Source organism: Sphingomonas sp. NPDC019816, from assembly GCF_050274375.1.
GTDB lineage: Bacteria > Pseudomonadota > Alphaproteobacteria > Sphingomonadales > Sphingomonadaceae > Sphingomonas.
Genome location: NZ_JBNNOB010000041.1, coordinates 1 through 26911 on the forward strand (window position 1 = coordinate 1; position 26911 = coordinate 26911).

Below are 26911 nucleotides of genomic sequence, written 5' to 3' on the forward strand. Positions count from 1 at the left end.
CCCGGACGGACGATCAATCCCCCGATGCCTCCAAGGCGTCGGCCAGCAGCGAGCGTGCGCGGTCGAAACGGGCTTGGGGGTCGTCGATACGTTCCGCCAGCAGGGCCCGGCCGCCCTTTTCCGTGATGCCCAGCGTGCGGGCCAGCGCCTTGGCCTTGCCGCGCGGTTCCATCGCGACCGCCGCCGGCCCGGCATCGATCCGCGCGATCTCCAGCGCGCGCGCGTCGAGGCGCAACCGGGCGAGCCCCAGGAGCCGCCCGGCATCGGCCGGAACCGCGCCGAACCGATCCTCCAGTTCCTGCTCGAACGCATCGAGTTCATCCGCCGTCTCGATCCGCGCCAGGCGGGCATAGAGCGTGATGCGCGTATCGACTTCGGGCACCCAGTCCTCGGGCAGGCGCCCCTCCAGGCCGAGATGGAGCACGGGCGTCCAGCGCTCGACCGTTTCGCCGCGTGCCGCGCGGAGCGCCCCTTCGAGCAATTGCTGATACAGCTCGACCCCGATCAGCCGCATATGCCCGGCCTGCGTATCGCCCAACAGGTCGCCCGCCCCGCGCAGGTCGAGATCGCGGGCGCTGATCGCAAAGCCCGCACCCAGCCGCTCGAACGCCGCGAGGGTACGCAACCGCTTGAGCGTACGCGGCGCGATCGCCTGTTCGGCATCGGTGAACAACAGCACCTGCCCGCGCCGGCTGCCGCGTCCGACCCGGCCGCGAAGCTGGTGCAACTGGGCGAGGCCAAAACGGTCGGCATGCATGATCGCCATCGTATTGGCGCGCGGCACATCAAGGCCCGCCTCGATGATGTTGGTCGCCAGGAGGACGTCGCCATCGCCTTGCCCGAAGCGGACCATCGCGGCGTCGATATCCGCCGCCGCCATCTTGCCGTGCGCGCACAGCACCTCCAGTTCGGGGACCAGCCGCGCCAGGATCGCCTCCAGCGGCGCCATGTCCGCGATGCGCGGCACGACGACGAAGCTCTGCCCGCCGCGGCTTCGCTCGCGCAGCAGCGCGGCACCCAACTGCGGCTCGGAAAAGGCGCCGACCGCCGTGCGAACCGGCTGGCGCCGCGCCGGCGGGGTGGCGATGATCGATACCTGCCGCAGCCCGACCATCGCCGCCTGCAGGGTGCGCGGGATCGGAGTGGCCGACATGACGAGGACATGGCCTTGCGACAACGCCTCCAGCTTCTTCTTGTCGGCGGCGCCGAAGCGCTGTTCCTCGTCGACGATGACCAGCGCCAACTCCTTGTAGATGACGCCCTTGCCCGCCACCGCGCCGGTGCCGATGACGATGCGGATTGACCCATCGGCCAGCCCCGCCTTCACGGCCCGCTTCTCTGCCGGGGTCGACAGCCGCGACAGCATCGCGACGCCGATGTCGCTGTCCTCGAACCGTGCCGCGAAGGTCTCGTAATGCTGTCGCGCCAGCACGGTCGTCGGCGCGGCGAGCGCGACCTGCCGCCCGGACAGCGCCGCGACGGCGGCGGCGCGCAACGCCACCTCGGTCTTGCCGAACCCGACATCGCCGACGATCAACCGGTCCATCGGGCGCCCGCTGGCCAGGTCGGATCGCACCGCCTCGATCGCCGCCAACTGGTCCGGGGTCTCGGAAAAGGGAAAGCCGGCGGCGAACCGTTCATAATCGGCCGGTGCGGGGTCGAGTACGGGGGCGGTGCGGCGCGCGCGCTCTTCGGCGAGTGCGGTCAGGCCCTTGGCGGTCTCCGCGATCGCCGCATCGATCTCCCCCCGCCGCTTCTGCCAGCTGGTGCCATCCAGCTTGTCGAGGCGGACCGCATCCTCGTCGGCGCCGTAGCGCCAGATGCGATCGGCATCCGCGACCGGTACCAGCCGCGTCGCGTCGTCGGCATAGGTCAGCGCGATCGCGTCGCCGCCATCGCCTTCGCCCGCCGGCATGGCTTGAAGCCCGGCGACCATCGCGAGACCATGATCCTCATGGATCACCACATCGCCGACGCGCAGTTCGACGCTCGCCTCGAACGGTGGCGGAGACGCGGTCATCTGCGCTTCGCCGCGCTCGGCCCGGCTGCCGATCAGGTCGGCGGCGGCGATGGCGAGCACGCCGTCGGTGCGAAAGCCTCGGTCGGCGCGAACGGTCAGCGCCGTCAGGCTGCCGGGCGGCGCCGCCGATATCTCGGCCCAGGACCCGGCCTCCTCGCCCTTGCGCTTCACCGTATTGGCCAGGCGGGGCAACAGGAACCGGACATCGCGCTCGCTGCCCAGCAGGACGACGCGCGTCCCCTCCTCCAGCGCCGCCCGGCATAGCTTCGCGCAGGCGCGCAAAGGGGCCGTCCCCTCCACGAAGCGCGCCGGCGGCTCGCCCACGCGTTCCAGGGTGACCGTGCGTCGCTGCTCCAACGCCTCATGCCACCGGTCCTCGCCGATCACGTCGCCAGGCACCCGCCCGGACCCACGCCGCGTCGCGTCGGCGACCAGTTTCAGGAACCGCCCGCGCCGCTCGTCGCCGGCCGGATCGATCATCACCAGCGCATCCGGCAACTGGTCGAGCAAGGTGACCGGCGTATCGCCCGGTGCCGGCTCGGTGACGCGGCCCAGTTCGCGCCGCTCTATCTCCTCGATGCTGCGCTGGTCGCCGGCGTCATAGCGGCGAATGGCCGAGATTTGCCCGTCGACCGTCTCGATGCGCAGCGGCTGCACCGCATCGGCGGGAAACACGTCGAGCACCTGTCCGCGCAGGCCGACCTCGCCCGGTTCGTCGACGCGCTCGTCATCGATATAGCCGATGTCCAGCAACGTGGCATGCAGCGCCGTGAGTTCGACCGCGTCGCCGACCGCGACCGATGGCGGCGCGGCGGCATAGGTCTCGGGCGCCGGATAGGCACGCGCCGCCGCCTCGCCCGTGCTGATGAGCGCGATCCGGGGCGGCGCGTCGGCCGCCAGCAGACGGCGCAGCCGATGCAGGCTGGCGACCCGCTGTCCGACATTGCCGGGCGACGCGGGCGACGCATCGCCGGGCAAGGCGTCGCTGCCGGGGCATAGCAGCACGGTCGCCTCGGGGGCCATCGCCGCCAACATTCCCGCCAGTTCGGCGGCGGCGATCTCATCGCGCATGATGGCAAGGACATTGTCCGTCTCAAGACGCGCGCAGATCGCGGCGGCCTGTTCCGCGATGCCAAGACCGGTGCGATGCGGGGTGGTTTTCGTTGGCATGTCGACCTTTGGCAATGGAAAGCGGCGAACGCGCCTGTTCGTCCACCCGTTCCGAATTGGGTCGATGGCGGTACCCTTTGCCGCCTCGAAGGGTTAAGTGGCCCTATGGAACAACAAGCCCTTGTCTTCGCGCTGATCGGCATCCTGGGGATCGGCGCCCAGTGGGTGGCCTGGCGAACCGGGTGGCCCGCCATCGCGCTGATGCTCGCCGCGGGCGTTATCGCCGGACCCGTGACCGGCCTGATCGTGCCCGAACACACCTTCGGCGAAATGCTGGAGCCGATGATCTCGATCGCGGTCGCGCTGATCCTGTTCGAGGGCGGGTTGAGCCTCAATTTCCGTGAGCTTCGCAAGACCGAAGGCGCGGTGACGCGGTTGATGATGATCGGCGTCCCGGTGGGTTGGATATTGGGGGCGATCGCCTGCTATTATGTGGCCGGCCTGGTCTGGCCGGTCGCGATCCTGTTCGCCGGCATCCTGGTGGTGACCGGCCCGACCGTCGTCATCCCCCTGCTGCGACAAAGCAATATCGCCGCCCGGCCGCGCGCGATCCTGAAGTGGGAGGCGATCGTCAACGACCCCCTGGGGGCGCTGTGCGCGGTCATCACCTATGAATATCTGCGCCGGGTCGATGAGGGCGGCACGCTGCTGTCCGTCGTCATCGCCCTGCTGGGCGCGGCGGTCGTGTCCGGGCTGATCGGCTATGCGATGGCGCGGGCGATCGCCTGGGCCTTTCCGCGCGGTCATGTGCCCGAATATCTGAAAGCGCCGGTCTTGCTGGTCGCGGTGATCGGCACCTTCGTCCTGTCCAACCTGATCCAGCAGGAGACCGGGCTGCTTGCGGTGACGGTGATGGGTGTCGCGGTCGCCAATATGCGGCTCGACTCGCTGCGCGACATTCATCCCTTCAAGGAGAATGTCACGGTCCTGCTGATCTCCGGCGTGTTCGTCCTTCTGTCCGCCTCGCTCGACTTCGAGGTGCTGCGGCTGTTCGAGTGGCGTTTCGCCGCGTTCCTGCTGGCGCTGCTGTTCCTGGTGCGCCCCGCCACCGTGCTGATCGCGCTGGCCTTCAGCAAGATCCCCTGGAACGAGCGGCTGCTGGTCGCCTGGATCGCGCCGCGCGGCGTCGTCGCGGTCGCGATCGCAGGCCTGTTCGCGCTGCGGCTCGACCAGCTGGGCTATGGCGACGGCAATATCCTCGTCACCCTGTCCTTCGCGGTCGTCGTGGCGACGATCATCGCCCATGGCTTCAGCATCCGCTTCGTCGCGCGCTGGCTGAAGGTGACGGGCGCGACCCAGAAGGGGCTGCTGATCGTCGGCAGCACGCCGTGGAGCATCTCGCTCGCCCGGCAGGTCCAATCGCTGGGCCTGCCGGTGATGATCGCCGATACCAGCTGGCAGCGGCTGTCGGGCCCGCGCCAGGCGGGGATCGAGACCTATCATGGCGAACTCCTGTCCGAGACGACCCAGGAGCGCCTCGACCTGGGCCAGTTCCAGGTGCTGGTCGCGACGACCGAGAACGAGGCGTATAACGCGCTGGTGTGCAGCGAGTTCGCGCACGATATCGGCCGCGATTCGGTCTATCAGCTGGGCGGAAGCGGCGACGACGAGGATCATCGCAGCCTGCCCGAGGCGCTGCGCGGGCGCGCGATGTTCTCCGCGGGGCACGGCGTCGAGGATATTCTGCGGCGCGAGGCGGCGGGCTGGACCTTCCGCAAGACGCGGATCAGCGAGCAGTTCAACTTCGATCACGCCCGGTCGGCGCTGCCCGACGAGGCGGACATGCTGTTCGTGCTGCGCAAGGACGGCCGCATCCGTTTCTTCACCCATGCCGCGCGGCCGACGCCGCAAAATGGGGACATCGTCATTTCCTATGGGCCCTCGCGCCATGCCGAGGCCGAGGCTAAGGTCGCGTTCGAAAACGGGGAGGCTGTCGCATGACCAGATTGAAGCGCACGATGCGGGTCGCCGGACCCATCGGGATGACGGTGATCGGACTGACCCTGGCCGCCTGTCAGCCCGCGGGCCAGCCCCTCGCCAACGAGGCGGCGGAGGCGCCCGCCGCCAACGCGACCGATACCGCCGCCAATGCCATGGCGATCGACAATGGCGCGGCGGCCGAGGATCGCGCGGAGACCAAGTCGATCATCCGCCCCGATATCGAACCCGCCCCCACCCCGACCCCCACGCCCGAGCCGATCGACCTGACCATCCCCTTCCCCGCCAAGGGGGCGAAGCCCGATGCGGCGGGAGCGGCCCTGCTCGACACGCTGCTCGCCAATCCGACCTATGCGCTCGGGGGCCCGATCACGATCTGGGGGCATAGCGATTCGAGCGGGTCGGATCAGTCGAACCTGACCGCCTCGCGCAAGCGGGCGGAGGCGGCCCGTGACTATCTGGTGCAAAAGGGTACCGCGCCCGAACGGATCACCGTGATCGCCATGGGCGAGGCCACGCCCATCGCCCCCAATCGCAAGCGCGACGGAACGGACGATCCCGAAGGCCGCGACAAGAATCGTCGGGTGGAGATCAAGGTCGACCTGCCGCCCTCCGCCGCGCCCGCGCCCGCCCCCGTCCCCGCCCAGGCCACGCCGACGCCCTGACGATGGCGGTCGGGGTTCGCCCCACCGGGTGATGGAGGCCAGGCCCATCCTGGTGCAAGGGGAATAACCTCCCTCTGCGGGTGTGGCTGAAAAGGGTTACCTCGGCGCCACCCGCTCGACGATGGTCTGGATGGCGTCGCGATCCAGCGGTTGCGCATCGATTGAGTTGTGGATGCCGATCCCCTCGACCAGCGCATCCAGCGCGCGTGCGGTCAGGGGATCGAAGAACCGTTCCAGCGCGGCGCGACTGTTGTTCATCCAGGTCTGCATCACGCGCGACACCGGCGGATGCCGCGCGGCGAAGGCGTAAAGCTCGTAACTCAGCAACAAGGTGCGCGGCTCCGCCCAGATCGATCCGGCGATGATGTCGATGATCGCCGCCCGCGCGCCGTCGCGGTCGGTCGCTTGCGCCATGCGGGCATGGAACGCCGCCGAGGAACGCTCCGCCAGTTGCAGGAAAGCCGCCGTCAGCAAATCCTCCAGCGACGCGAAATAATAGGTCACCGATCCCAGCGGCACCGCGGCCTCAGCCGCGATCCGGCGATGGTTGGTGCCGGGCACGCCGTGCCGGGCCACGACGTCCAGGGTCGCGTCGACGATTCGCTGCCGCCGTTCGGGATCGTTTCGCCGCGCCGTGCGGTCGGCCATGCCGGAACTCCATTGCATATCATGTGTACAAATGTACACATGCCGTCCGAACGAGGCGGACGCCGCACCGCCCTAGCGCAAAAGAGGACGAGACGCATGGCGGAGGCAAGGCTGACACGCCGAACGATCATGGGGGGTGCCGTGGCGCTGACCGTTCCGACGCTCGCGAATGGGAAGGATGTCGGAAACGCGACGGACCGCGCGATCCTGGGCCGGCGCGACGGGCGCTGGCTGAACGCGCCGCAAAGCTGGCGCGTGGACGGGGCGGGCGAACTCTCGCTCACGACCGATCAGGGCACAGACTTCTGGCGCGAGACGCATTACGGCTTCACGCGCGACAGCGGTCATTTCCTCGGCTTTCCGACGGGCGACGCCTTCACCGCGCAGCTGCGCATCCGGGGCCGCTACGAAAAGCTCTACGATCAGGCCGGCATCATGGTCCGCGTCGACGAGCGCCGCTGGGTCAAGGCGGGGATAGAGCTGTCGGACGGGCAGGCGATGTTGAGCAGCGTGCTGACCGATGGCCGCTCGGACTGGGCGACCGGCCCCTATCAGGGCGATGCCGGCGACCTCTGGATGCGCGCGACCGTCGCGCGGGGCGTGTTGCGATTGCAGGTGTCGGCGGATGGCAAGCGCTGGCCGCTCGTCCGCCTGGCTCCCTTTCCCGTCGCATCGTCCTATCGGGTCGGGCCGATGGCGTGCACGCCCGAGCGCAGCGGATTGCCGGTCCGCTTTTCCGACCTGACGATCACCGCGCCGCTGGGCAAAGACCTCCACGATCTGAGTTGATCCCGATGAGCCAGAAGCAGAAGATGTTGGCCGGCGAACTCTATGTCGCCGACGATCCCGAACTGGCCGCTGACGCCGCCCGCGCCGCGCGCTGGATGGCGCGGTACAATGCGGCCGCCGATGCCGAGGGCCCCGCGCGCCATGCGATGCTGGTCGAGGGGTTGGGGCAGGTCGGCGAGCGGGTGACCGTGCGGTCCCCCTTCCACTGCGACTATGGCTATAACATCCGTCTGGGCGACGGCGTGTTCCTCAATTTCGGCTGCGTCATCCTGGACGTGGTGGAGGTCGTGATCGGTTCGGGTACGCAGATCGGGCCGGGCGTACAGATCCTGACCGCCGATCATCCGCGCGATCCTGCCCTGCGCGCCCAGGCGCTGGAGTTCGGCCGGCCGGTCAGGATCGGCGCGAACGTCTGGATCGGGGCCGGTGCGCTGATCCTGCCCGGTGTCACCATCGGCGACGACGCCATCCTCGGCGCGGGCAGCGTCGTGACGCGCGATGTCGCCAGGGGCGTAACCGTGATGGGCAACCCCGCGCGTCCCGCCGCCAGATGAGCGGCATCCGCCCCGGTTCCGTCACCGCCCCCACGCCCGCCATCGACCATACGGGCGACGGCAAACCGCATTTCGAGGTGCTCGACGGCCTGCGTGGAACGGCGGCGATGCTGGTCGTCGCCTTCCATATCCAGGGCATCACCGTATTGTTCGATCCGGCGCGCCTGATGCTGCCCCATGCGTATCTGGCGGTCGATTTCTTCTTTGCGCTATCGGGGTTCGTCATCGGTTATGCCTATGACGATCGCTGGGGCGCGATGACGATGCGCGGCTTCGTCGGTCGGCGTCTGTTGCGGCTGCACCCGCTGGTCGTGCTCGGCACGCTGCTGGGGCTCGTCAGCTATCTCGGCGATCCCTTCGCCGGCGATCGGCAGGCGGCGCCCGCCTCCTTGGTGTTGCTGGCGTTCGTCGCGGGGCTGTTCGCGCTGCCCGCGCCGCCGCTGCCCAACAGGCTGGGCGACAGCCATCCGCTCAATGCGCCGGCCTGGACCCTGTTGCAGGAATATATCGCCAATCTGGTCTATGCGCTGATCCTGCGGCGGTTGCGGCTCCGCGCCTTGGTCGCCCTGACGGGACTGGCCGCGCTGGCGTCGCTCGTGACCGCCCAGTCGCTCGGCTCCTATGATACCGGATGGGGGCTGGCCAATTTCTGGGGCGCGCCAGTGCGGCTGGCCTACCCCTTTCTCACAGGGCTGCTGGTCTATCGAATACGCGACCGGTTGCCGGCGGTGCGGCTGGGGTTCCCGATACTCAGCCTGATCCTCGTCGCCCTGTTTGCCGCGCCGGTGCTGCCCATTGTCGGCGCGATCAAGCTGAACGGGCTCTATCAGGCCATCTGCGTGCTGCTGATCTTTCCCGCGATCATCGTGGCGGGCCGACATTCGGGCGGCGGACGGGCGATGGTGGGGCTGTGCCGCTGGGCGGGGCGGATATCCTATCCGCTCTACATAACCCATTATCCGTTCGTGTACGTGTATATGAACTGGGTCGCGACACGACCCGCCAGCAGCGGAACGACCGCGTGCGTCGCCACCGCGCTCTATCTGTTCACCCTGGGCTTCGCGGTCCTCGCGCATCGCCGATGGGACGTGCCGCTGCGCCGAGCCCTGCGCCGCCGGTTCGCCGCCGGGGCGGGATGACGTGGCGCTAGGCCACGGGATCGCTCCGACGATCATGTGAGGCCGCGGTGGTCTGCGCCGGCCGTCGCTCCATGATGCGCGCGGGATTGCCGACCGCTACGGCACCCGCCGGCACGTCGTGCAACACGACGGCATTGGCACCGATGATCGCGTCATCGCCGATCCGAATGGCGCCCAGGATCACCGCCCCCGCGCCGACCTGTACCCGATCCCCCAATATGGGGGCCTCCATCGGTCGATCCTCGCTGCGGTTGCCGAGGGTGACATTCTGCCGCAGGACGCAATCGTCGCCGATGACGGTCGCACCGTGGACGACGATCCCGCCGAAATGCTCGATGCGCAGCCGCCGCCCGATCGTCGCGCAGTCGGGCAGCGAGATGCCGCATACGCACTCGGCCCATTTGCCGGCCAGCTTCGCGACCGCCCCCCAAAGCGAACGCACAATCCCGCGCCGCCGCGCATAGCGCGCCGCCGACAGGCGGTGGATCGCCAGCGCCCACAGGCCCTGCGCCCACCACCCTTCACGGTACACGCTACGGTCTTCACGGATGCGGGCGACAGGGCTCACGGCTTGGGTCATGCGGTGATGATGCTTTCGGAAGGGGTCGGCTCGCGACGCTTGACGCCTTGCGCGATGCGGTGTCCCAAGCGGGTCAGCGGCTGTTCGAAATAGAAGGTCGACAGATGCGCGCCCCCAAAGGCCAGCATGAAGCTGCCGATCCGCTTGGTATAGCGCACGACCACGTCGCCGCTTCCCATCCATCCGGCATAGCTCAGCGGGTGGAGCACATACAGCGCATAGGAGATGCGCGCGATATAGCCGAGCACCCGCCCCCTCAGCAGCCGCGCCAGCCGGCTATGATCGAGCCCCAGGCTCAGCCCCACGACCAACGCCGCCATATAGGGTCGGACATAGCAGACATACGGAAAATGCGCGATCACGGGCGCGGTCATGCCCAGCATCAGGATGGCGACCATTGCCGCGATGACCCATGGCCGCGCGGCCCAGGCGGGCGCCCGCCATCCGCGATGCAAGGCCAGCGCCAATGTCGCCCCGGCCATGATCTCGTCGATGCGGTCCAGCGTATGAACGCCGAACATGACATGATGGGCGGCACGATTGCCGGTGACCGTCACTGCCAGCAACGGCAGAAGCCACAAGGCGCGCCGCCCCCCGATCGCGACCAGCACCGCGACGAAGGCGTAGAATTGCATTTCCAGCGACAGGCTCCAGAAATGCGGCGCATAGGCCAGGGTCGCCTCGCTGGCGTTGGCGTAGAACAACAGGTTGGGCACCACCACCGACCAGGGCGCCCCCATCCCGCCGATCACGACGACGACATAGAGCCAGGCCAGCGGCAGGATACGGAACAGCCGCTTGATGATGAACGGAACCACCGCATCGTCGCGCAGCAGCGTCGTGGTGATGAGAAAGCCCGACAGGGTGAAGAACAGCGCCATGCCGGTCGCGGCCACGGCGACGTTGCCGCCGAAAACCGATGGGCCAAGCGGCAGCATATGCCCCGCCAGGACGCACAGGATCGAGATCCCGCGCCAGCCGTCGAGCACCGCCAGATGCCCCCTGGGGGCGGCGGACGCGCGGCGTGTGACATCGTCGACCGGCGGCCGGCCGTGCGTCTGTCCCGGCAATTCGGTGTCCCGGTCGTGATCGGCCGGCAAACTCACATATCGCATGCGCCCCCCCAAGCGATCGGATGCCCTCCCGCTATCCTGATCGCTGCGCATGATAAAGCCGCCGCGTCAGGGGTTCCGGTTGGGTCTGCCCCGTAATGACACGGTGCAGCAATTTGCGGCATTGCGCTGCCATGGGCCATTCGACCAAGGCCGGCGTCGCGATACGACGAATGGGGGGTTCCGTTGGCTATCGGTTATTTCATCAATCAATATCCAAAGGTCAGCCACAGCTTCATTCGGCGCGAAATCCTGGCGCTGGAGGCGCGCGGCGAGACGATCCATCGCTGGGCTCTGCGCGGCTGGGACGCCGATGTCGTCGACCAGATCGACCTGTCCGAGCGCGAGCGTACGCGCTATCTACTGAAGGGCGGCGTCATGCCGTTGCTCATCGCCGGCAGCGCGATGCTTTTGCGGCATCCTAGGCGCTGGCTGGCGGCAATGCGGCTGACCGCCAAGCTGTCACGACGCACCGACCGCTCGATCCCCCATCATTTGGTCAGCTTTCTCGAAGGGGCCAAACTGGCGCGTGAATTGGAAGTGGCGGGCATCCGCCATCTGCATACGCATTTCGGTACCAATGCGGCCGAAATCGCGATGTTGGCCGCCACCATGGCCGGGATTCCATACAGCATCACCATCCATGGATCGGAGGAGTTTGACCGGCCGGTACAGATCAAGTTGGGGCTGAAGGTCGCCCATGCGGCCTTCGTCGCGGTCATCACCGAATTCTGCGCCTCCCAGGTCTATCGTTGGGCGAAATTGCAGGACTGGGCCAAGATCACCGTGGTACGCTGCGGCCTGCTCGCCGATTTCCTGAAGGCCCCGCCCGCCCCGCCCGTTTCCGCGCCGCATTTCGTCCATATCGGCCGGCTGTCGGGCGTGAAGGGCCAGCTTTTGCTGCTGGAGGCGCTGGCGCAGGTCCGTCGCCAGGGTGTGCCCGCGACGCTGACGCTGGTCGGCGACGGCGAGCTGCGTGCCGAGATCGAGGCGGCGATCGCGCGGCTTGATCTCACCGACGCCGCCACCATCACCGGCTGGGCCGACGAGGCCGAGGTTCGCGCGCAGATCGTGCGCGCCCGCGCGATGGTGATGGCCAGCTTCGCGGAAGGATTGCCGATCGTCGTCATGGAGGCGCTGGCGCTCGGCCGGCCGGTGCTGGCGACCAACGTCGCCGCCATCGCCGACCTGGTGCGCACCGGCGAGACGGGCTGGCTCTACACCCCCGGTTCGGTCACGGCGATCGCCGATGCCATGCTGGCCTGCGCACGTGCCGACGAGGAGACGCTCACCCGCATGGGCGACGCCGGCCGCGCGCTGGTGGCCGAACGCCATGACCAGATGCGGGAGGCGGAAAAGCTGCACCGGTTGCTGCTCGCCAGTGTCGGGGAACGAAAGGCGGCGGCGTGACACGGTGCGCCGCCTGTACGGAATTGGGACGGACTCACGTAGAACCGCGAGTCGCACCGGCGGACGGCGGCGTCATTGGCCGATTGTTTCGACCCTGGCGGGCGGCGTATAGCAAGCCCGTTGTATCGGGGGTTTGGGTACATGCGTAAAATCTTGTTTTGCCTGGCCTTGCTGGCCGCATCGACATCGGCCGGCGCACAGGACGCCCGGACGCCGGCGCCGGCTGCGCCCACGGCCCCGGCGACGACGGCCACGACCACGGCCAACACCGATGCGCCGATCGCGGACTATAAGCTGGGTGTCGCGGACAAGGTGCGGATCATCGTCTTCAACGAGGAGACGCTGTCCGGCGAATTCACCGTCAGTGACAGCGGCGCCCTGTCGCTGCCGTTGATCGGTGACGTCAAGGCGATCGGCCGCACCCCGCGCGAGGTCATCCGCGATATAGAGGCCAAGCTTGCCGACGGCTATCTGCGCGAACCGCGCGTCAGCCTGGACGTGCTGACCTATCGCCCCTTCTACATCATGGGCGAGGTCACCAAGCCCGGCGAATATCCCTATTCCAATGGGCTGACCGCGCTGAACGCCGTCGCTCGCGCCGAAGGCTTCACCTACCGCGCGAACAAGCGGAAGGTCTTCATCAAGCGCTTCGGCGAAACGACCGAACATCAATACAAGCTCGACCCCGGCGTCGTCGTCTATCCGGGCGACACGGTGCGGATCGGCGAGCGTTATTTCTAATCGCCCGTTGGGGCGCGGGGAGCATAGGGGGAAGCATATGTCGACGAACGTGCGAAAGACGCTGGCGGCGGCCGCCGCTCTGATGACCATGCTGACATCGCCCGCCATGGCGACGGGCCAGCAGGCACAGCCCGCCGCCACGCCGGCCGCCACGACCGCGGAGCCCGATCCCGCCGCCGTGCAGCGTGTCGTCGATGCGATCAAGACGGCCATCGCCGGTCTGCCCGCGACCGCCACGGCACAGGATATCGAAGCGGCCGTGATGTTCGCCATCTCGCAGCAGCAGCAGCCGGCCGCCGTCTCGCTCGCCGCGCTGAACTTCGTGGCGGCCCAGTCGGGTGACGCGGCCCGCAAGGTCAAGGTCGCGCTGGCCAACGCCCGTGCCGCCGTCAGCCGTGGTCAGGCCGGCACCGGCGGCACCGCTGGCGTGGCGGGTAACGCCGCCAGCCTGGCCGCCGGACCCAGCGTCGGCGGCGGTGGCGTCGGCGTCAACTACACGACCCAAAACTAAGAAACGACCTGCCGGACCTCGGGGGGTCCGGTCGCAAACCATGGGGGCTCCAATGAATCGCTTCTGGACGGCGGGCGTCGCCGCCTGCGCGCTGATCGCACCGGCGGTCGCCGAGGCACAGCTGAACGGCAACGCCATCGACACCGTCGTGCCGATCAGCTTCGATCGTGGACGCAACGAAAGCGTGATCGAACGCGGCCGGCCGGAGACCAACCCCATCGGGTACAAGGCCGGTGCCTTCACCCTGTTCCCCGCGCTCGACACGCAACTGGGCTATACCGACAACGTCTATCAGACGACGTCGAACAAGACCGACGACGGTTTCCTGCGTGTTTCACCCCGGCTGAACGTCCGCTCCGACTGGTCGCGTCACAGCCTTCAGTTGAACGGGTCGGGCGACTTCTATCGCTATGTCGATGCCAAGCCGCGCAACCAGGACGGCTGGGCGCTGGGCACGATCGGCCGGCTGGATGCCACCAGCGACATCGCGATCACGGCGGCGCTCGACACCGCGCGGCGCTACGAATCGCAGTTTTCGGGCGCCGCGCTGGTCAATGTGCGCAGCGTCACCCCGTTCCAGCAGAGCCAGGCCCGGTTGCTGGCGGAGGGCCGCTTCGCGCGCGTCCGCCTCGTCGGCAGCGCCGATTACGCGAAGTACGACTTCAAGTCGGTGCGCACCCTGTCCGGCTTTCTGGTCTCTCAGGACAATCGTGACCGCGAGGTCGCACGCGGTGCGATCCAGCTGGAATATGGCCTGACGCCCGATACCGGCCTGTTCGGTCAGGTGACCTATACCGGCACCAGCTATGACCAGCCGCTGGCCCCCGGCATCGCCAATCGCGATTCCAAGGAGGTGCGTGCGCTGGCCGGCGTCTCACTCGACCTGACCGCGCTGCTGCGCGGATCGGCCGGCATCGGCTATATCGACCGCAGCTTCACCGCGCCGATCTACCAGAATATCAGCGGCTTGTCGTTCGATGCGAAGATCGAGTATTTCCCGTCGCCCCTGACGACCGTCACCGTCAACGCGTTCCGCGACATCCAGGATTCGACCTTCGGCGGCAGCGGTTTCTTCAACACGGGCGCAGCGATGCGGTTCGATCACGAACTGCTGCGCAACCTGCTGCTGTCCTATGGCATTTCCTATGCCGAGAATGATTTCATCGGCGTGCGCGGCAAGGCGCGCGTGTCGCAGGTGTCGGGCGGCGCCAATTATCTCGCCAGCCGTCTGCTGACCGGCCGCCTGGACCTCAGCTACGCGCGGCGCAGCAGCGACTTCATCGGCCTGAACGGCCCCGCCCTATCCGAATTCCGCGCCCTCGCCGGCGTTTCCATCCATCCGTAAGGCTTTGAAGACCATGGACCTTAGCGCAGAGCCGTTCGCCGACACGGCCCCCTCCACCGGGCCGGGAGTCGTGCGCGCGCTGTGGATCGCGATGATCGGCATGTTCCGCCGCCGCTGGCGTATCTTCGCGGTGGTGGCCATCGTCACCTTCACCGTGGCGGCAGCGCTGATCCTGATGATGCCATGGAAGTACGAGGCGGTGGCGCGGGTGAAGATCGACCCCTCGCCCAACGCCGCGCTCGGCCAGATGAGCGGCGAGCGGCCCGACCAGAACATCTTCGACACCGAAGTCAACGTCATGCGCTCGCGCAACATCGCGCTGGCGGTGGTCGACCGGTTGAAGCTGGCGAGCGACCCGGGCTTCACCAAGGGCATGAAGCCGCTGCCCGCCAATGCCACCCCGGCGCAGCGTGAGAAGCGCGATACCGAGCTGGCCGACCGGTTGCTCAACAAGTTGAGCACCGCGCGCGACAAGATGACGTACATCGTCAATGTCGGCTTCACCGCCAGCGACCCGCGCCTGGCCGCCGACGTCGCCAATGCCTTCGCCAACGAATATATCGCCTATAGCGTCGGCCGCCGCACCGGCACCGCCAGCCGCGAGACCAGCTATCTCGACCAGCGTCTGGCGACGCTGAACCAGCAGGCGATGCAGGCCGATGCCCGGCTGGCGCAATATCGCGCGCAGACCGGCATCGTCAGCGGCGGCGACGCCACGGTCACCGACCAGCAGATCAGCCCGCTGGCCGCACAGCTCGCCACCGCCGAGTCGGAGGCGGCCGCCGCCCAGGCCCGCCTTCGCGTCGCACGCGCCCAGATCGCCTCGGGCGGGATCGACGCGGTGTCGGCCGTACTCAACTCGGCGGTGATCGCCGATCTGCGGTCGCAGCGCTCGCAGGTGATCCAGCGCCAGGGCGAGGTGGTCGGCCGCTATGGCCCGCGCCACCCGGAAAGCATCAAGGTCAACGAGCAGTTGGCCGCGATCGACAAGCAGATCCGTGACGAGGCGACCCGCATCATCGGCGGCCTGGAGAGCGAGGCCAATGCCGCCCAGGCGCGCGCCGCCAGCCTGCGCGGCGACATGGCCCGGCTGCGTGGCCAGCAGTCGACCGATACCCGCGCCAGCGTGATCGCCGACAATTACCAGCGTCAGGCCGACGCCGCGCACGCCGCCTATAACAAGCTGGCCGAACAGGCGCAGCAGATGAACCAGGTCGCGCGCAGCTCGCTGAGCCAGGCGCAGGTCATCGAAAGCGCGGTGGCGCCCGAGTCGCCGTCCTCGCCCAACCGCCGCATGCTGCTCGCTCTCGCCGGGCTGGGCGCGATGGTGCTGGGCGCGATGTCGGTGGTGACGCGCGAAGTGCTGGCAAGCGGGCTCTATGCGACCCGCGATGTCGAGGCGCTGGGCCTGCCTGTCCTGGCCAGCGTGCCGCGCATCCGGTCGAGCAAGCTGCGCAACGCCGCCGGCGAGCGCTGTTCGGCGCCGGCGTTGCTCCTCGAAAAGCCGATGAGTTCCTATGCCGAGACCTTCCGCGTGCTGCGTCACGCGCTGTCGTCGGGGCCAGAGCGCACGGGTGCGCGCGTCGTCGCGATGCTGTCCAGCCTGCCCGACGAAGGCAAGACCAGCAGTTCGCTGGCGCTGGCGCGGATCTGCGCGCTGGCCGGCGAGCGGGTTCTGCTGATCGACACCGACCTGCGTCGCGCCGGGTTGCTGGAGGCGGCCGAAATCCGCCCCGAGGCCGGGCTGATCGAAGTGCTGACCGGCCAGTGCCCGGTCGATCAGGTGCTGATCGCCGACCGTTTGCCGGGGCTGGACCTGCTGCCCGTCGCCAGCAATTCGTTCATGGCCGAGGACCTGTTCAACGGCGAGGCGATGCATGCCCTGCTGCGCGACATGGCCGCACGCTATGACCGGATCATCCTCGACACCGCGCCGCTGCTGGGCGTCGCCGAGAGTCGCACCGTCGCGCGGCTGGCCGATGCCGCCGTGCTGGTCATCAAATGGGGCGACACGCCGGTCAACGCGGTGAAGTCCGCGCTGAATGGGCTGGCGCAGGACGGCGTGCCGGTGATCGGCGCACTGTTCTCGATGGTCGATTCGGGCGAGGAAGCTTACGGCGCCCTCTATTACTCGTCCAAATACAATGCCTATTACCGCTCGGAATGAGCGGACGCCCGCCATCGCCCATGCGGCCAACGCCGCGGCGATGGCGGCGCTCGGCGCTGCTCTGATCTTCGCCGTCTCGACGTTGCGCCGCGAGGCGGATGTGGTGCGGACCCGCGAGGCATCGGTGCGCCAGGCGGCGGGGCTGGCGACCATGGCGGATGATCAGGCGTATATCCGATCCGCCGCGCCCGCGTCGGCGCTGCCCCCGCGCGCCGCGTTGCTGCGCGGCGTCATGCGTGCCCGCGAAGCCGCCGGCGATCCCGCCGGCGCGGCCACGCTACTCGATCTGGCGCGGCGTGACATCGCCACGGCACAGGCCAGCCGCCCCATCTGGGGTGAGGCGGACGTGGCCGCCGCCTATGTCGAATTGCTGGCCCACGGCGCCACGTCGCCGAAGGCGATCCGGGCCCTGGCGCAAAGCTACCGCGCCGCACCGTTTCTACGCGACAGCGCACCCTGGCGCATCCGCTTCGGCGTGACCGTCTGGTCGCAGCTCGATGCGCAAACCCGCGAACATGTGGTCGACGAGACGGCATGGCTGGCCCAGGCGTCGGGCCGCAACTATGCCTATGCGCTGGGGCTGGTCGCCGGCTCTCCGGCCGAAGCACTGGTCAAGGCGCGCATCCCCGCCTGATCCCCGGCCGCCTCCGCCACGAAGCGCGAGGCCCGTCCCCAGACGAGCCCGGCGAGCACCGCCGCCGCCGAGGCCAGCGCGGGCATGTCGAGCGCCACGTCCGTGCTCGCGCAGACGAAGATCACCGCCAGTGCCGCGACCACCGCCACCACCATCGGTTCGCGCAGCCGGTGTGCGCGGCGGAAATAGGGAAATAGCAGCGCGACCGTGAGCAGCGCCATCATCACCAGATAGGGGTAGCCCCCGGTGATCAGCAGCGACAGCACGACATTATGTGCCGAGTGGACGAACCACGCGATTTGCGCCTCGTGGATCGTGGCGAAGCCATGCAGCGCCGCATCGTCCAGCCCGCCCGGTCCATAACCCAGCGGCGCCTGTCCGGCGAGACGGCCGTACAGCGCCCATAGGTCCGCCCGCACCGCCCAGTCGGTCTGAATATCGGCCACCCGGTCGAACGTCGCATCGCCCAGCAGGCCGAAGACGATCAGCAGCGCGGCGATGACGCCGATCGCGACCATCACGCCGCGCACCGCGCCGCGCTGTCGCCGCAACCACAGCCGCCCGAACTGCCACGCCAGCAGCGCCAGCGCGATCAGCATCACGAGCAGGGCGGTGCGCGACCCCGTGATCACGCAGGCGCCGATCCCGCCGAGAAGCGCGATGGGCGCCACGATATGGACGATCAGCGGCGCCGACATGGTGCGGTCCAGCGCCAGCGAAAAGCCGCGCCCGGCCGCCAGTACCGCCAGCACCGCGAAATAGCAGGCCGCCGCATTGGCGTTGAGAAAGGTGCCGGTGAACCGCTCGCGCAGGTCGCCCTTGTCGATCCCCCAGACCATGTCCGGGTTGTACTGGCGAAGCGCCAGCGCCAGCGCGATGTCGATCAGGCCGAGGAGCAGCCAGCGATCGACCGTTACGCGCACCCCGCCCCGCCGCCATCCGATCGCGGCGGCCCCCGTCATCATCGCGATGCCGCCCAGAAAGCGCGCGCTCGCCTGTGGCAGCAGGTCGGGCGCGCTCCAGTGCCGGCCGAAGGGATCGACCGCGAACCAGGCGGGGCTGGCGATCCAGGCCCAGGCCAGGACCGCCAGCCCCAGCGGCACCGCGAAGCGTCGCCAGAAGGACGGGCTGGGCCGCAACAGCCCCAGGATCAGGAGGCCGCCGACCAGCTCCACCGCCGCCGCGATCGTGGCGAGCAGCGGCCCGTCGACGCCGAGCGCGACCACCTCCGCAAAGACGATCGCGGCCAGCACGGTGCCGGCGATCCCGATCCTGTCATCCGTCGCGGTCATCCACCCCTCTCCTGCCCCGCACCGTTATCCGTGCCATCGACCGGCACGTTGGCCAGGCGCGGCGATCAGGGGTTCTCCAGATCCTCGACCGTCACGACGTCGATCGCCGCGCGATTCGCATCGAGATAGGCCATCAACTGGTCGAATGCGGGTTGCCAGTTGGACAGCGCACCGCTCAACCCGTCATGGAACACCAGGAACCCCACCCCCTTTTGCGCCATGGCGCGATCGACATGATTTTTCCAGTAGGTGGAATAGATTGACGCGCTGTTACCCCATTGAAACTCGCCCGCCCCCATCGCGCGTATGCGCATGGGATCGCCCCAGGGATAGGTTTCGACCTGTGCGAACTCGCCGAAATAATAAGCGCGCATCGAATGGAAATGCTGACGGAACATGGGATAGGCGATCATGTCGGTGACGCCGACATTGCTGAAATAGCTGCCATGCCCGCCTCCCGTCAGGCCCAATGCGTTCTGCCAGTTGCGCAACCGGGCCATCTCGACGGTGCGCTGGTCGGCGGTCATCGTGTCGATGCCGCCCGGCCCCGTCGCCGCCTCGGTCGACCAGGCCTGGCTGGCGATCTGCCACCCCAGATTGTCGTGCAGCGTCTTCAATTGCGCGATGGGCAGCTTGCCCGCCTTGCCGGTATCGGTGGCAGGTGAGACGTACAGGACACCGCGAAACCCATAACGCGCCATGGCGCGCGCGGCATAGTTTATCGTCGCGGGATACTGGTCGTCGAACCCGATGATCAGCTTGGCCTTGGTCAGGGCGTTGGCGACCAGTTCGACATTGCCGATCGCGATCGTCATGCCGGCCGAGGAATTGGCCTGCACCTCGATCATCGCCCAGGTCACCGCCGCCAGATTGGCGCCGCCGCCCACCGGCGTGAACGATCCGGCGGGAATGGTGAACGAGCCCCAGCGCTGCTCCTTGTCCTTCTGCCCTTCGCGGACCAGGCCGACGGCGTTGTATTCGTGATAATTCGCACCCGGCGCCCCGGGGCCGCCCTCGGAATAAAGGCGAATCCTGTACGCGCCCAGGCGCGGTTCGATATTGGCGATTGGCTTCGTCCAGAACCGGATCAGCTGGCCGGTGACGTTGACCGGCGCGGCCATCACGCCTGCGGGACGAAGCTGACGCGCGTTGAACGAGGACAGCGTGAGGGTCAGCCGCGTATCGCCGTAGAGCGGATCGGCGGCGACGTCGCTCGCCTCTGGCGGTGCGCCGGTCAGCCGTGCGACCTGATCGAACGAGGCCAGCACCGCGATCGGCGCGGCGATTCGATAGCGTTGATGGATGCGCCCGCCGACGGGCGGCCCCTTGTCGCCATCAACGGGCTGTTGCGGCCAATCCGGGCTGGCGATCGCCGCCAGCGGTGCCGAGCCGGGTGCGATCGTCTGGGCCATGGCCGGCGCGGCCAGGCCGAGACCGATCAGCGCGAGAGCATGCGCAAGCCGCCTCATGCCGGCACCCGTGCGAGCTGGACATTGCACCCGGCCGTGCCCGTCAGGCTGATGTCGACCACCGCGCCCGCCCCGAGATAGAGGCTCGTGCCGCCATTGGTGTCCGATACGGTACGCGTCAGCAACGGCAGCATCGACACGCCATCCGCCGCCAGATAGCGCAGCGTCACCGCTCCATAAGCGCCGCAGCCCTGGTTCAGAACATACAGGCCGCCCACCGCCGTCAGCGGGCCGGCCGCGACATTGTTGGTCGCCAGCACCAGCCGCTCGGCGCGCGTGGCGACGGGCATCGGCGTCTCGCCCGAGGTCGCCGCGCAGCGCCCGTCCGCCTGTACCGAACACGGCGCGGTCAATGGCGCATAGCCCGCAGGTGCCGCCACCTGCTGTGCCATCGCCGGCCCCGCCGCCAGAAGCGCCGTCCCCGCGATCGTGCCTATCCTCAATCCCCTGTCCATAATCGTGCCTCCCCTGTTCAGGAGTTCTTCCTATGTTCCAGACCAAATGCTGTAGGACAGCGCCAAATTCTCGAATCTACAGGACGGTGGCGGGTACCTCGATCCGCGGGCTCGTACCGGGCAGGCATTGGTCGGCCCTGTCGCGCTTGATCCGGCCGCAATCCCACATCGCCTTCTGCTCCGCCGCCCGGCGGCTATAGGCGAACAGCACGCCTGCGGGGCGCGCTTCGGTCACCGCCACGGGCACGCGCTCGGCCTTGTCCCAGCCATAGACCAGGCAGCTTTGGCGCTTGCCGCAAATCTCGATCGCCTTGACCGCGAATCGCCCCGGATAGTCGGCCGGATCGAAGTAGAGATAGAAGATGCCGCGCCATTCGTCGGCGCGGACGACCGCGCCGCTGGCAACGACGGGTGCCGGGGCGGCGTCCGGTGCGACCATGGTCGTGGCCGCCGGATCGGTCGCCACCGGCAAGACCGGCGTATCGCCCTTGCCGATCATGGCGGCGATCGCCGTCAGGCCGCGTGCCAGCTCGCCCGGCTGTAGCGCACCGCGCAGCATCGCCGATGCGCCGGCGGGGCCGCGCCAGCGGAAGAACAAATGGGTGTGGAAGGCGAGGACCTTGTCCATCGCCCCGCTCCAGCGTGGGACAACATAATCGGCATGATAATGGGTCGCGCCGCCCACCGCGCGGAACACGCCGCCATTCAGTGCCCAGCGCGCGATCGCCTGCGCCATCGTGAGCGCTGCGGGCGACGGAACACGGCGATGCAGCGATCCGTCGCACATGAAGCTGAACTGGCATCCCGTGCGCCGCTCCGCCCCCTGGGTCACGACGCCGCACACCGTCTTGGGAAAGGCGGGATGGCGCACGCGGTTGAGCACCACCTGCACCACCGCCACCTGCCCCAGCGGATCGCTGCCCGCTTCGTAATAGGCCGCCGCCGCCAGGCACGTCTCCGCCGCCGCGCGGTCCGCCGGGGTGCCCGCCCACAGGAAAGGCCTCGCGGCGGGATTGGGCCCCGACGCGAACGGGGTCAGCGCGTTGACCCGCCGCGCGACATCGGCGGACACGTCCAGATTGGCGACCGGGGTCACCAGGGGAACGCCGGTGACGGTCGGCAGGGATTCGACCTGTCGCACCACCTGCGCCGCGATCACCGCGCTGCCGCCGCCCGCGCGATGATAGCCGCCGCCCTGCCAGGGCGACCAGCCGAACCAGACCGCGCATCCGATCAGCGCGCACAGCCCCGCCCCCAGCAACAGCGCCATGTCGCCGCGCCGGTCCTCCCAATAGGCGATCAGCGCGCGCGTCACGGCCGGCACCCCTCAATAGGCATTGCGGTGGACGATCACGCGGATCGTCGACAGCATGATCAGGAAGTCGCGCCAGATGCTCCAATTGTTGAGATATTCCAGATCGGCCTGGAGGCGGCTGACCAGATCTTCCCGCTTATGGGTCGCGCCGCGAAAGCCCCGTACCTGGGCGAGCCCGGTCAGACCCGGCTTGCAGGCGTGCCGATGATGATAGCGCGCATCGACATGCCAGAACAGCTGATCGCCGGCGAGCGAGCCCAATGCATGGGGACGCGGGCCCACCACGCTCATCTCGCCGCGCAGGACGTTGAGCAGCTGCGGCAGTTCGTCGATGCTCGTCGCGCGGATGATGCGGCCGACGCGCGTGATCCGGTCGTCGTCGCGAGCCGCCGAGCGGCCGCCCTGGGCGTCGCTCGCTTCGACGCGCATGCTGCGGAATTTGTACATCAGGAACAGGCGGTTGCCATAACCGACACGCTGCTGCCGGAAGAAGACGGGCCCCCGGCTGTCGAGCTTGACCGCGATGGCGATCGTCACCAGCAGCGGCGCCAGAAAGGCCAGCGCGATGACCGCCAGCAACATGTCGACCCCGCGCTTCAGGATGCGGTCATAAGGGCTGAGCGGATTGGTGGAGACGAGGATGGTCGACGATCCCGCGACCAGCGCCTGACCGACGCTGCCCAGTTCGTCCAGCTCGGGAATGATGATGTCGGCGCGCACGCTGATCCCCTTCAGCGCCATCGCCCAATCGCGCCGCCGCTCCGGGCGACACGCGACGCTCAGATGATCGACATCGGCGAAACGTCGCGCCAGCTGGTCGAGCAGGTAGGGATCGTTGAAGTCCTTGGCGTCGATCCGCTCGACCTCGATGACCGACTTGCCCGCCGGCATCTCCATGCTGACCCCATCGAGCAGCAGCACATGGTTGACGGCCCCGCCATGAAAGGTCCTGCTGGACAAGCCGACGATCGCGGCGCGCAACGCGATCGCCACCACCAGGGTCAGGATCATGCCATAACCGAACAACAGGCGCGACGCCTGTCCGATGGCATGCAGGATGAAGCCGAAGAACAGGAGCAGCAACGCCGCCTTGGTCAGCGCGACCGTCATGGACAGGATCGAGCGACGCCAATCGTTCAGATAGTCCGGCCGGCAATTGCCAAGGTCGAGGAAACAGAAAAGCGGGATCATGCCGCCGATCAGCGTGGCCGTCTCGGACGTCAGCAGCAGATCGAACCGCAAATCACTGGCGAGGGCGACGCCCACCATGACCGCCACGGCATCCAGCATGAGGATCGCGGCATAGAATCGCAGTCGAAGCGCACGTGTGATGGTCCGCTTTCCGGCATCGGCCGGCGCGTCGCCATCTACACGGGAAAAGCTGACATATTGCACAAGAGCCCCCTCGACGGGCTGCTATAATTGGGCTGCCGGACCATCGTCCACGGTCGGCGGACAGCCAAAATCCCATTGCGGGGCATATTGACGGAGTTAAAGCGGCCGACATTGCCGCGGCGCAGCAAGACATGATGCGAACACATTGCGCTAAGTCCGCGCCTCACATGGTGTTTTCGCCGTTAACCCACTTGTTAAGCATTCCGCAATCTTGCGATACTAACGTGCAGGAGAAGGAAGCAGAACATGATCCATCAGCACGAGTTCGATACCAGGACCTCTGCCAGCCATGCGGGCGCCGTGAACGATGAGATCGTGGCGACCGTCATGCCACTGGGCGACACGGACACCGTCGCCGCCAAGGGGTTGTCGGTGATCAACCTGGTGACGATCACGGCGGCGGCCGGTCTGTGCTGGGGGGTGATCGCCCTGGCCGTCATGGCGATCCGCTGACCCTTCCATTCGAAACCGGCAAGGTCTTGCCGGAAATAATGGGTTAACAACGGGTAAACCTTTGTCCTCCACCCGCGTGTAAGCGATCGGGTCGCATTCCCTCCTCCAGGCAAGGAGGTAGAGATGCGATACCAAGCACGCTTGGCGATGGCTGCTATCACGGTGATGTTCGCGACCGCGAACCCCGTTCAGGCGCATGCGGCGCCGTCCCGCTTCCTCACGCGCGGCGACACCATGGCCCCGCCCACCGGCTTCGTCGCCATGTGTCAGACGGATCGGACCTTCTGTCAGGAGCAGAGCGCCGCCGCGCCCTCCGCCACGGACGCCCCGCCCGTCTGGCAGGGGCGGATCGCCACCGGCCTGCCCGCCGTCACCATGGCGGTCGCCAACATCATCGCCGCGACGCTGCCCGACGTACTGAAGACACTGGGCGCACAGACGCCGCCGCGCGTCACGGTCACTTTGGGCACCCCCCGCGCGCTGCGCAGCGTTCAGACCGCGCGCGACGCGCTTTTCGCCGCGTCGCCCGCCGATCCCCTGTTCGGCCGCAAGCTCGGGCTCGATCTGCCGGATCGCGTCGCCCCCATGTGCCAGGCGGACGGCGCCCCTTGCGACCCGCAAGTGGCGACACCCGCCGCCCCGATCCGATCGGCCGCGATCGCGCTATTCGATCCCGCCTGGTCCCGGATGGAGGAACCGCCGGAACTGATCGCCCGGCCCGCCGAGCCCTCGCCCCCCGCCGCCACGATCGCGGTCACCGCCCCCGCTCGCCCCAGAGCGTCGGCCGAGACGGAAGCCAAACTGCTCCAATCGGTCAACAAGCTGGTCAACGGCCGCGTCATCCAGCGTTCCGACCTGCAAGTCTATGCCACCGACGAGAAATGGCAGCGCAGCGGCATCGGCAACCGTGCGCAGGGCGATTGCGAGGATCTGGCGATCGAAAAGCGCTATCAGCTCGTGGCGCAGGGCTATGACCCGACGTTGTTGAGCTTCGCGGTGGTGTTCAGCCCGCAGACCGGCCTGCACACCGTGCTGGTCGCACGCACCGACGATGGCGACATGGTGCTGGACAGCGCGACGCCCTGGATCCGCCGGGTCGACCAGACCGGCTATAGCTGGCTGAGCGTCCAGTCGCCCGAGAACGGCATGCGCTGGCAGAGCGCACGGCTCTGACGATCCTTATCCGCCGCCCGGGCCTTCGGGTTTCAAGGGCGGGGGCGGCGGCGCGATCCGCTCGCCGGGGCCGCCGGGATGCTTGGGGCCGTTGTTGAGGACGCGGACCAGGCGATCGCGGATGGTGCGGCGGTCCGCGAACAGATTGCGGATCATCTGCTTGTCGCACCCCTGCGGCAGGACGGCGAGTGACATCGTCTTGTGCGTCGCATCGACGATATAGCCGCCGAAACGCTGATAGGCGCGGGCCAGCGCGCGTCCTTCGCGAGTCAGCGGCAGCGTCTCGACGTCCACCGATGGCGGCAGGGCGAGCAGCGCCCCCATCGGCACCAGGCCCCGATAATCGTTCTTGCCGCCGCCATCGCTGTGCGTCGCCGGCCAGACCTTCTGGTCCGCCATGGTCGGGCCTTTGCGCAATTGCGTCGTCGACAGCAACACCGCCACGGCGTGGGGGATCTCCCCCCTCGCCAGTTCGTCGCACCGGATCATCCCGCCGACCAGCGAGCCGCCAAAGGCGCGAATCCCCTCGGATCGGCCTTCGCCACTCGCGATGCCCGAGCCGCGCAGGTCGGTGCGCACCAGATAATCCGCGCGGTAGCCGCGCTGGCCCAGGCTGGCGCCGTGCCAGACCTCATAGGCATAGCGGCCGGGGGGATCGATCAGGATCGCATGTTGATCGGATCCGCCCAAAAACGTCACATCCGCCGGCGTGGGCAGGCCGACCGCACCGTTGGACTGCGGCGGTCCACCAGGCCAGGGCACGCTGCCGGGGCGAACCCTGTAGTGCCAGCGCGCGACCGGATCATTCGCGCGGGCGCGGTACAGCCCGATGGCGTCGGCGGCGATCCATGGGTAGGAGCCACCCGGCCCGCCGACATGATCGGTGTGCAGCATCCGGCTCTCATCCGCATCCGCCGCCTGATAGACGGCGCCTCGACCGATCGGGGTGTTCCAGATGCTATCGGCGGCGAAAGGCTGTTCGGCGGGAACGCGGTCACCGGGGGTTCTTTCACGCGCCACCGCGCCGGCGCCCACGACCTGGCCTGTCAATATGGTCAGGGCGAGTGCCCGCCCGAAAATGCGACGCCCGCGCCCCGCAACTGTCCGACAATGGATCATGAACAGGTTCCATATTGGGTCGCCATGATGACGATCATGGCGGTAGGTTCCGCCGGGGACCAGGGGGTAGCCCAGGGGGTAGCATAGATCATGACGAAGATATCGGTAGTCATCCCGGCACGGAACCGTGCCAAGGTGATCGGACGCGCGATCGATTGCGCCAATCGACAGACGATCGCACCGATCGAGATCATCGTGGTCGATGATGCCTCCGACGATGACGGCGCCACCGTCGCCGCGGCGAAAGCGGCGCAGGCGGCGGGGATCCCCGTGCGCATCATCGGACTCGACGCACGTGCCGGGGCGCCCAATGCGCGCAATATCGGCGTCGCCGCCGCCTCGGGCGACTGGATCGCGTTGCTCGATTCCGATGACGGCTGGGCGGACACCAAGCTGGCCGAGCAGGTCGCCCTGATCGAGGACGACGTGGTGGCGGTCTTCACCGACACGATCTTCCACGACGGCAATGGCGGCGGCAACACCAAGTTCGGCCGCGATGCGGGCGATCCCACCGCGCTGCTGTATGAGAACACGCTGGGTGGCTGTTCGGCGGTGATGATTCGCCGCTCGACCTTCGACGCGATCGGCGGTTTCGACATCAGCCTGCCCAGCTGCCAGGACTGGGACATGTGGCTGAAGCTGCAGCGGGCGGGCCGCATCGCACTCTGCCGCCAGCCGCTGACCCAATATTATTTCGACGGCGACGATCGCATCTCGCGCAATCCCGCCTCGGTCGCGCGCGGGCATGGCATCATGTACGACCGGATCCTGTCCGATTACGCGCCGGCCGAAAAGGCCGGCGACGTCCACCGGTATC

24 protein-coding genes are annotated in these 26911 nt (G+C 68.1%); 14 read left to right on the top strand and 10 right to left on the bottom strand.

Annotation, left to right across the window (positions count from 1 at the left end; translation table 11 throughout):
- Positions 1–13: 13 nt before the first annotated feature.
- Positions 14–3190 carry a TRCF domain-containing protein gene (locus ACQKJZ_RS08260; protein WP_427730702.1) on the bottom strand — a complete coding sequence of 1059 codons (3177 nt, stop codon included), beginning with the start codon at positions 3188–3190 and terminating at the stop codon, positions 14–16.
- 105 nt (positions 3191–3295) lie between these two features.
- Between ACQKJZ_RS08260 and ACQKJZ_RS08265 the strand changes: the two genes are divergently transcribed.
- Together ACQKJZ_RS08265 and ACQKJZ_RS08270 are read left to right on the top strand one after the other, a co-directional pair.
- Positions 3296–5131, top strand: a complete 1836-nt coding sequence (locus ACQKJZ_RS08265) for a cation:proton antiporter (RefSeq protein ID WP_312490047.1) — start codon at positions 3296–3298, stop codon at positions 5129–5131.
- Complete coding sequence (locus ACQKJZ_RS08270) at positions 5128–5793, top strand: OmpA family protein (protein WP_427730703.1); 666 nt, start codon at positions 5128–5130, stop codon at positions 5791–5793. The genes ACQKJZ_RS08265 and ACQKJZ_RS08270 overlap by 4 nt, the downstream gene beginning before the upstream one ends.
- A gap of 96 nt (positions 5794–5889) precedes the next feature.
- On the opposite strand, the gene ACQKJZ_RS08275 is transcribed toward ACQKJZ_RS08270, so the two are convergent.
- Positions 5890–6441, bottom strand: a complete 552-nt coding sequence (locus tag ACQKJZ_RS08275; RefSeq protein ID WP_312490045.1) for a TetR/AcrR family transcriptional regulator — start codon at positions 6439–6441, stop codon at positions 5890–5892.
- Between the two features lie 141 nt (positions 6442–6582).
- Between ACQKJZ_RS08275 and ACQKJZ_RS08280 the strand changes: the two genes are divergently transcribed.
- From ACQKJZ_RS08280 to ACQKJZ_RS08290, 3 genes are read left to right on the top strand one after another with little or no spacing between them, the layout of a single operon-like run.
- Positions 6583–7230, top strand: a complete 648-nt coding sequence (locus tag ACQKJZ_RS08280) for a DUF1349 domain-containing protein (RefSeq protein WP_427730704.1) — start codon at positions 6583–6585, stop codon at positions 7228–7230.
- A gap of 5 nt (positions 7231–7235) precedes the next feature.
- On the top strand, positions 7236–7784 hold the full coding sequence (locus tag ACQKJZ_RS08285; protein ID WP_427730705.1) for a sugar O-acetyltransferase: 549 nt from the start codon (positions 7236–7238) through the stop codon (positions 7782–7784).
- On the top strand, positions 7781–8923 hold the full coding sequence (locus ACQKJZ_RS08290) for an acyltransferase family protein (RefSeq protein WP_427730706.1): 1143 nt from the start codon (positions 7781–7783) through the stop codon (positions 8921–8923). Before ACQKJZ_RS08285 ends, ACQKJZ_RS08290 begins: the two co-directional genes overlap by 4 nt.
- Positions 8924–8930: 7 nt before the next feature.
- Here the strand turns inward: ACQKJZ_RS08290 and ACQKJZ_RS08295 are convergent, their stop codons facing one another.
- Together ACQKJZ_RS08295 and ACQKJZ_RS08300 are read right to left on the bottom strand one after the other, a co-directional pair.
- Positions 8931–9503: a serine O-acetyltransferase gene (locus tag ACQKJZ_RS08295; RefSeq protein WP_427730707.1), complete on the bottom strand. Its 573-nt coding sequence runs from the start codon at positions 9501–9503 to the stop codon at positions 8931–8933.
- On the bottom strand, positions 9500–10618 hold the full coding sequence (locus tag ACQKJZ_RS08300) for an acyltransferase family protein (protein ID WP_427730708.1): 1119 nt from the start codon (positions 10616–10618) through the stop codon (positions 9500–9502). Before ACQKJZ_RS08300 ends, ACQKJZ_RS08295 begins: the two co-directional genes overlap by 4 nt.
- A 183-nt stretch (positions 10619–10801) precedes the next feature.
- On the opposite strand from ACQKJZ_RS08300, the gene ACQKJZ_RS08305 reads away from it, so the two are divergent.
- From ACQKJZ_RS08305 to ACQKJZ_RS08330, 6 genes are all read left to right on the top strand, one after another.
- Positions 10802–12025: a glycosyltransferase gene (locus ACQKJZ_RS08305; RefSeq protein ID WP_427730709.1), complete on the top strand. Its 1224-nt coding sequence runs from the start codon at positions 10802–10804 to the stop codon at positions 12023–12025.
- A 141-nt stretch (positions 12026–12166) separates the two neighbouring features.
- On the top strand, positions 12167–12766 hold the full coding sequence (locus tag ACQKJZ_RS08310) for a polysaccharide biosynthesis/export family protein (protein ID WP_427730710.1): 600 nt from the start codon (positions 12167–12169) through the stop codon (positions 12764–12766).
- A gap of 37 nt (positions 12767–12803) precedes the next feature.
- Positions 12804–13277 carry a hypothetical protein gene (locus ACQKJZ_RS08315; protein ID WP_427730711.1) on the top strand — a complete coding sequence of 158 codons (474 nt, stop codon included), beginning with the start codon at positions 12804–12806 and terminating at the stop codon, positions 13275–13277.
- A gap of 52 nt (positions 13278–13329) precedes the next feature.
- Entirely contained in the window at positions 13330–14622 is a 1293-nt protein-coding gene (locus ACQKJZ_RS08320; RefSeq protein ID WP_427730712.1) for an outer membrane beta-barrel protein, read from the top strand.
- A 13-nt stretch (positions 14623–14635) separates the two neighbouring features.
- A complete protein-coding gene (locus ACQKJZ_RS08325) occupies positions 14636–16789 on the top strand; it encodes a GumC family protein (RefSeq protein WP_427730713.1) in 2154 nt (717 codons plus the stop codon).
- Positions 16767–17423: a hypothetical protein gene (locus ACQKJZ_RS08330; RefSeq protein WP_427730714.1), complete on the top strand. Its 657-nt coding sequence runs from the start codon at positions 16767–16769 to the stop codon at positions 17421–17423. Before ACQKJZ_RS08325 ends, ACQKJZ_RS08330 begins: the two co-directional genes overlap by 23 nt.
- On the opposite strand, the gene ACQKJZ_RS08335 is transcribed toward ACQKJZ_RS08330, so the two are convergent.
- The 5 genes from ACQKJZ_RS08335 to ACQKJZ_RS08355 form a co-directional block, all read right to left on the bottom strand.
- The gene (locus tag ACQKJZ_RS08335) at positions 17357–18715 is read right to left on the bottom strand and encodes an O-antigen ligase family protein (protein WP_427730715.1); all 1359 of its coding nucleotides are present in this window, start codon (positions 18713–18715) and stop codon (positions 17357–17359) included. The two genes, ACQKJZ_RS08330 and ACQKJZ_RS08335, sit on opposite strands and share 67 nt — an antisense overlap.
- Before the next feature lie 65 nt (positions 18716–18780).
- On the bottom strand, positions 18781–20184 hold the full coding sequence (locus ACQKJZ_RS08340) for a hypothetical protein (RefSeq protein ID WP_427730716.1): 1404 nt from the start codon (positions 20182–20184) through the stop codon (positions 18781–18783).
- On the bottom strand, positions 20181–20639 hold the full coding sequence (locus ACQKJZ_RS08345; RefSeq protein WP_427730717.1) for a hypothetical protein: 459 nt from the start codon (positions 20637–20639) through the stop codon (positions 20181–20183). The genes ACQKJZ_RS08340 and ACQKJZ_RS08345 overlap by 4 nt, the downstream gene beginning before the upstream one ends.
- 76 nt (positions 20640–20715) lie before the next feature.
- Positions 20716–21954, bottom strand: a complete 1239-nt coding sequence (locus tag ACQKJZ_RS08350) for a cell wall hydrolase (protein WP_427730718.1) — start codon at positions 21952–21954, stop codon at positions 20716–20718.
- A gap of 12 nt (positions 21955–21966) precedes the next feature.
- Entirely contained in the window at positions 21967–23349 is a 1383-nt protein-coding gene (locus ACQKJZ_RS08355) for an exopolysaccharide biosynthesis polyprenyl glycosylphosphotransferase (RefSeq protein WP_312489833.1), read from the bottom strand.
- 246 nt (positions 23350–23595) lie between these two features.
- Here ACQKJZ_RS08355 and ACQKJZ_RS08360 point away from each other — a divergent pair, with 246 nt between their 5' ends.
- Both ACQKJZ_RS08360 and ACQKJZ_RS08365 read left to right on the top strand, forming a co-directional pair.
- Positions 23596–23802, top strand: coding sequence for a hypothetical protein (locus ACQKJZ_RS08360; protein WP_427730719.1), 207 nt, complete (start codon positions 23596–23598; stop codon positions 23800–23802).
- Positions 23803–23925: 123 nt separating this feature from the next.
- Positions 23926–24975 carry a transglutaminase-like cysteine peptidase gene (locus tag ACQKJZ_RS08365; protein ID WP_427730720.1) on the top strand — a complete coding sequence of 350 codons (1050 nt, stop codon included), beginning with the start codon at positions 23926–23928 and terminating at the stop codon, positions 24973–24975.
- Between the two features lie 6 nt (positions 24976–24981).
- Here ACQKJZ_RS08365 and ACQKJZ_RS08370 read toward each other — a convergent pair whose 3' ends face one another.
- Positions 24982–26094, bottom strand: coding sequence for a hypothetical protein (locus ACQKJZ_RS08370; RefSeq protein ID WP_427730721.1), 1113 nt, complete (start codon positions 26092–26094; stop codon positions 24982–24984).
- A gap of 90 nt (positions 26095–26184) precedes the next feature.
- On the opposite strand from ACQKJZ_RS08370, the gene ACQKJZ_RS08375 reads away from it, so the two are divergent.
- The coding region (locus tag ACQKJZ_RS08375) for a glycosyltransferase family 2 protein (protein WP_427730722.1) at positions 26185–26911 on the top strand (727 nt) is incomplete at its 3' end.

Excerpts from the sequence above, each read along its gene's own strand:
- ACQKJZ_RS08345 (WP_427730717.1), bottom strand. The coding sequence starts at position 20,639 with ATGGACAGGGGATTGAGGATAGGCACGATCGCGGGGACGGCGCTTCTG.
- ACQKJZ_RS08325 (WP_427730713.1), top strand. The coding sequence starts at position 14,636 with ATGGACCTTAGCGCAGAGCCGTTCGCCGACACGGCCCCCTCCACCGGG.
- ACQKJZ_RS08285 (WP_427730705.1), top strand. The coding sequence starts at position 7,236 with ATGAGCCAGAAGCAGAAGATGTTGGCCGGCGAACTCTATGTCGCCGAC.
- ACQKJZ_RS08320 (WP_427730712.1), top strand. The coding sequence starts at position 13,330 with ATGAATCGCTTCTGGACGGCGGGCGTCGCCGCCTGCGCGCTGATCGCA.
- ACQKJZ_RS08295 (WP_427730707.1), bottom strand. The coding sequence starts at position 9,503 with ATGACCCAAGCCGTGAGCCCTGTCGCCCGCATCCGTGAAGACCGTAGC.
- ACQKJZ_RS08300 (WP_427730708.1), bottom strand. The coding sequence starts at position 10,618 with ATGCGATATGTGAGTTTGCCGGCCGATCACGACCGGGACACCGAATTG.
- ACQKJZ_RS08360 (WP_427730719.1), top strand. The coding sequence starts at position 23,596 with ATGATCCATCAGCACGAGTTCGATACCAGGACCTCTGCCAGCCATGCG.
- ACQKJZ_RS08260 (WP_427730702.1), bottom strand. The coding sequence starts at position 3,190 with ATGCCAACGAAAACCACCCCGCATCGCACCGGTCTTGGCATCGCGGAA.
- ACQKJZ_RS08370 (WP_427730721.1), bottom strand. The coding sequence starts at position 26,094 with ATGATCCATTGTCGGACAGTTGCGGGGCGCGGGCGTCGCATTTTCGGG.
- ACQKJZ_RS08330 (WP_427730714.1), top strand. The coding sequence starts at position 16,767 with ATGCCTATTACCGCTCGGAATGAGCGGACGCCCGCCATCGCCCATGCG.
- ACQKJZ_RS08290 (WP_427730706.1), top strand. The coding sequence starts at position 7,781 with ATGAGCGGCATCCGCCCCGGTTCCGTCACCGCCCCCACGCCCGCCATC.
- ACQKJZ_RS08340 (WP_427730716.1), bottom strand. The coding sequence starts at position 20,184 with ATGAGGCGGCTTGCGCATGCTCTCGCGCTGATCGGTCTCGGCCTGGCC.
- ACQKJZ_RS08335 (WP_427730715.1), bottom strand. The coding sequence starts at position 18,715 with ATGACCGCGACGGATGACAGGATCGGGATCGCCGGCACCGTGCTGGCC.
- ACQKJZ_RS08365 (WP_427730720.1), top strand. The coding sequence starts at position 23,926 with ATGCGATACCAAGCACGCTTGGCGATGGCTGCTATCACGGTGATGTTC.
- ACQKJZ_RS08315 (WP_427730711.1), top strand. The coding sequence starts at position 12,804 with ATGTCGACGAACGTGCGAAAGACGCTGGCGGCGGCCGCCGCTCTGATG.
- ACQKJZ_RS08270 (WP_427730703.1), top strand. The coding sequence starts at position 5,128 with ATGACCAGATTGAAGCGCACGATGCGGGTCGCCGGACCCATCGGGATG.
- ACQKJZ_RS08310 (WP_427730710.1), top strand. The coding sequence starts at position 12,167 with ATGCGTAAAATCTTGTTTTGCCTGGCCTTGCTGGCCGCATCGACATCG.
- ACQKJZ_RS08265 (WP_312490047.1), top strand. The coding sequence starts at position 3,296 with ATGGAACAACAAGCCCTTGTCTTCGCGCTGATCGGCATCCTGGGGATC.
- ACQKJZ_RS08275 (WP_312490045.1), bottom strand. The coding sequence starts at position 6,441 with ATGGCCGACCGCACGGCGCGGCGAAACGATCCCGAACGGCGGCAGCGA.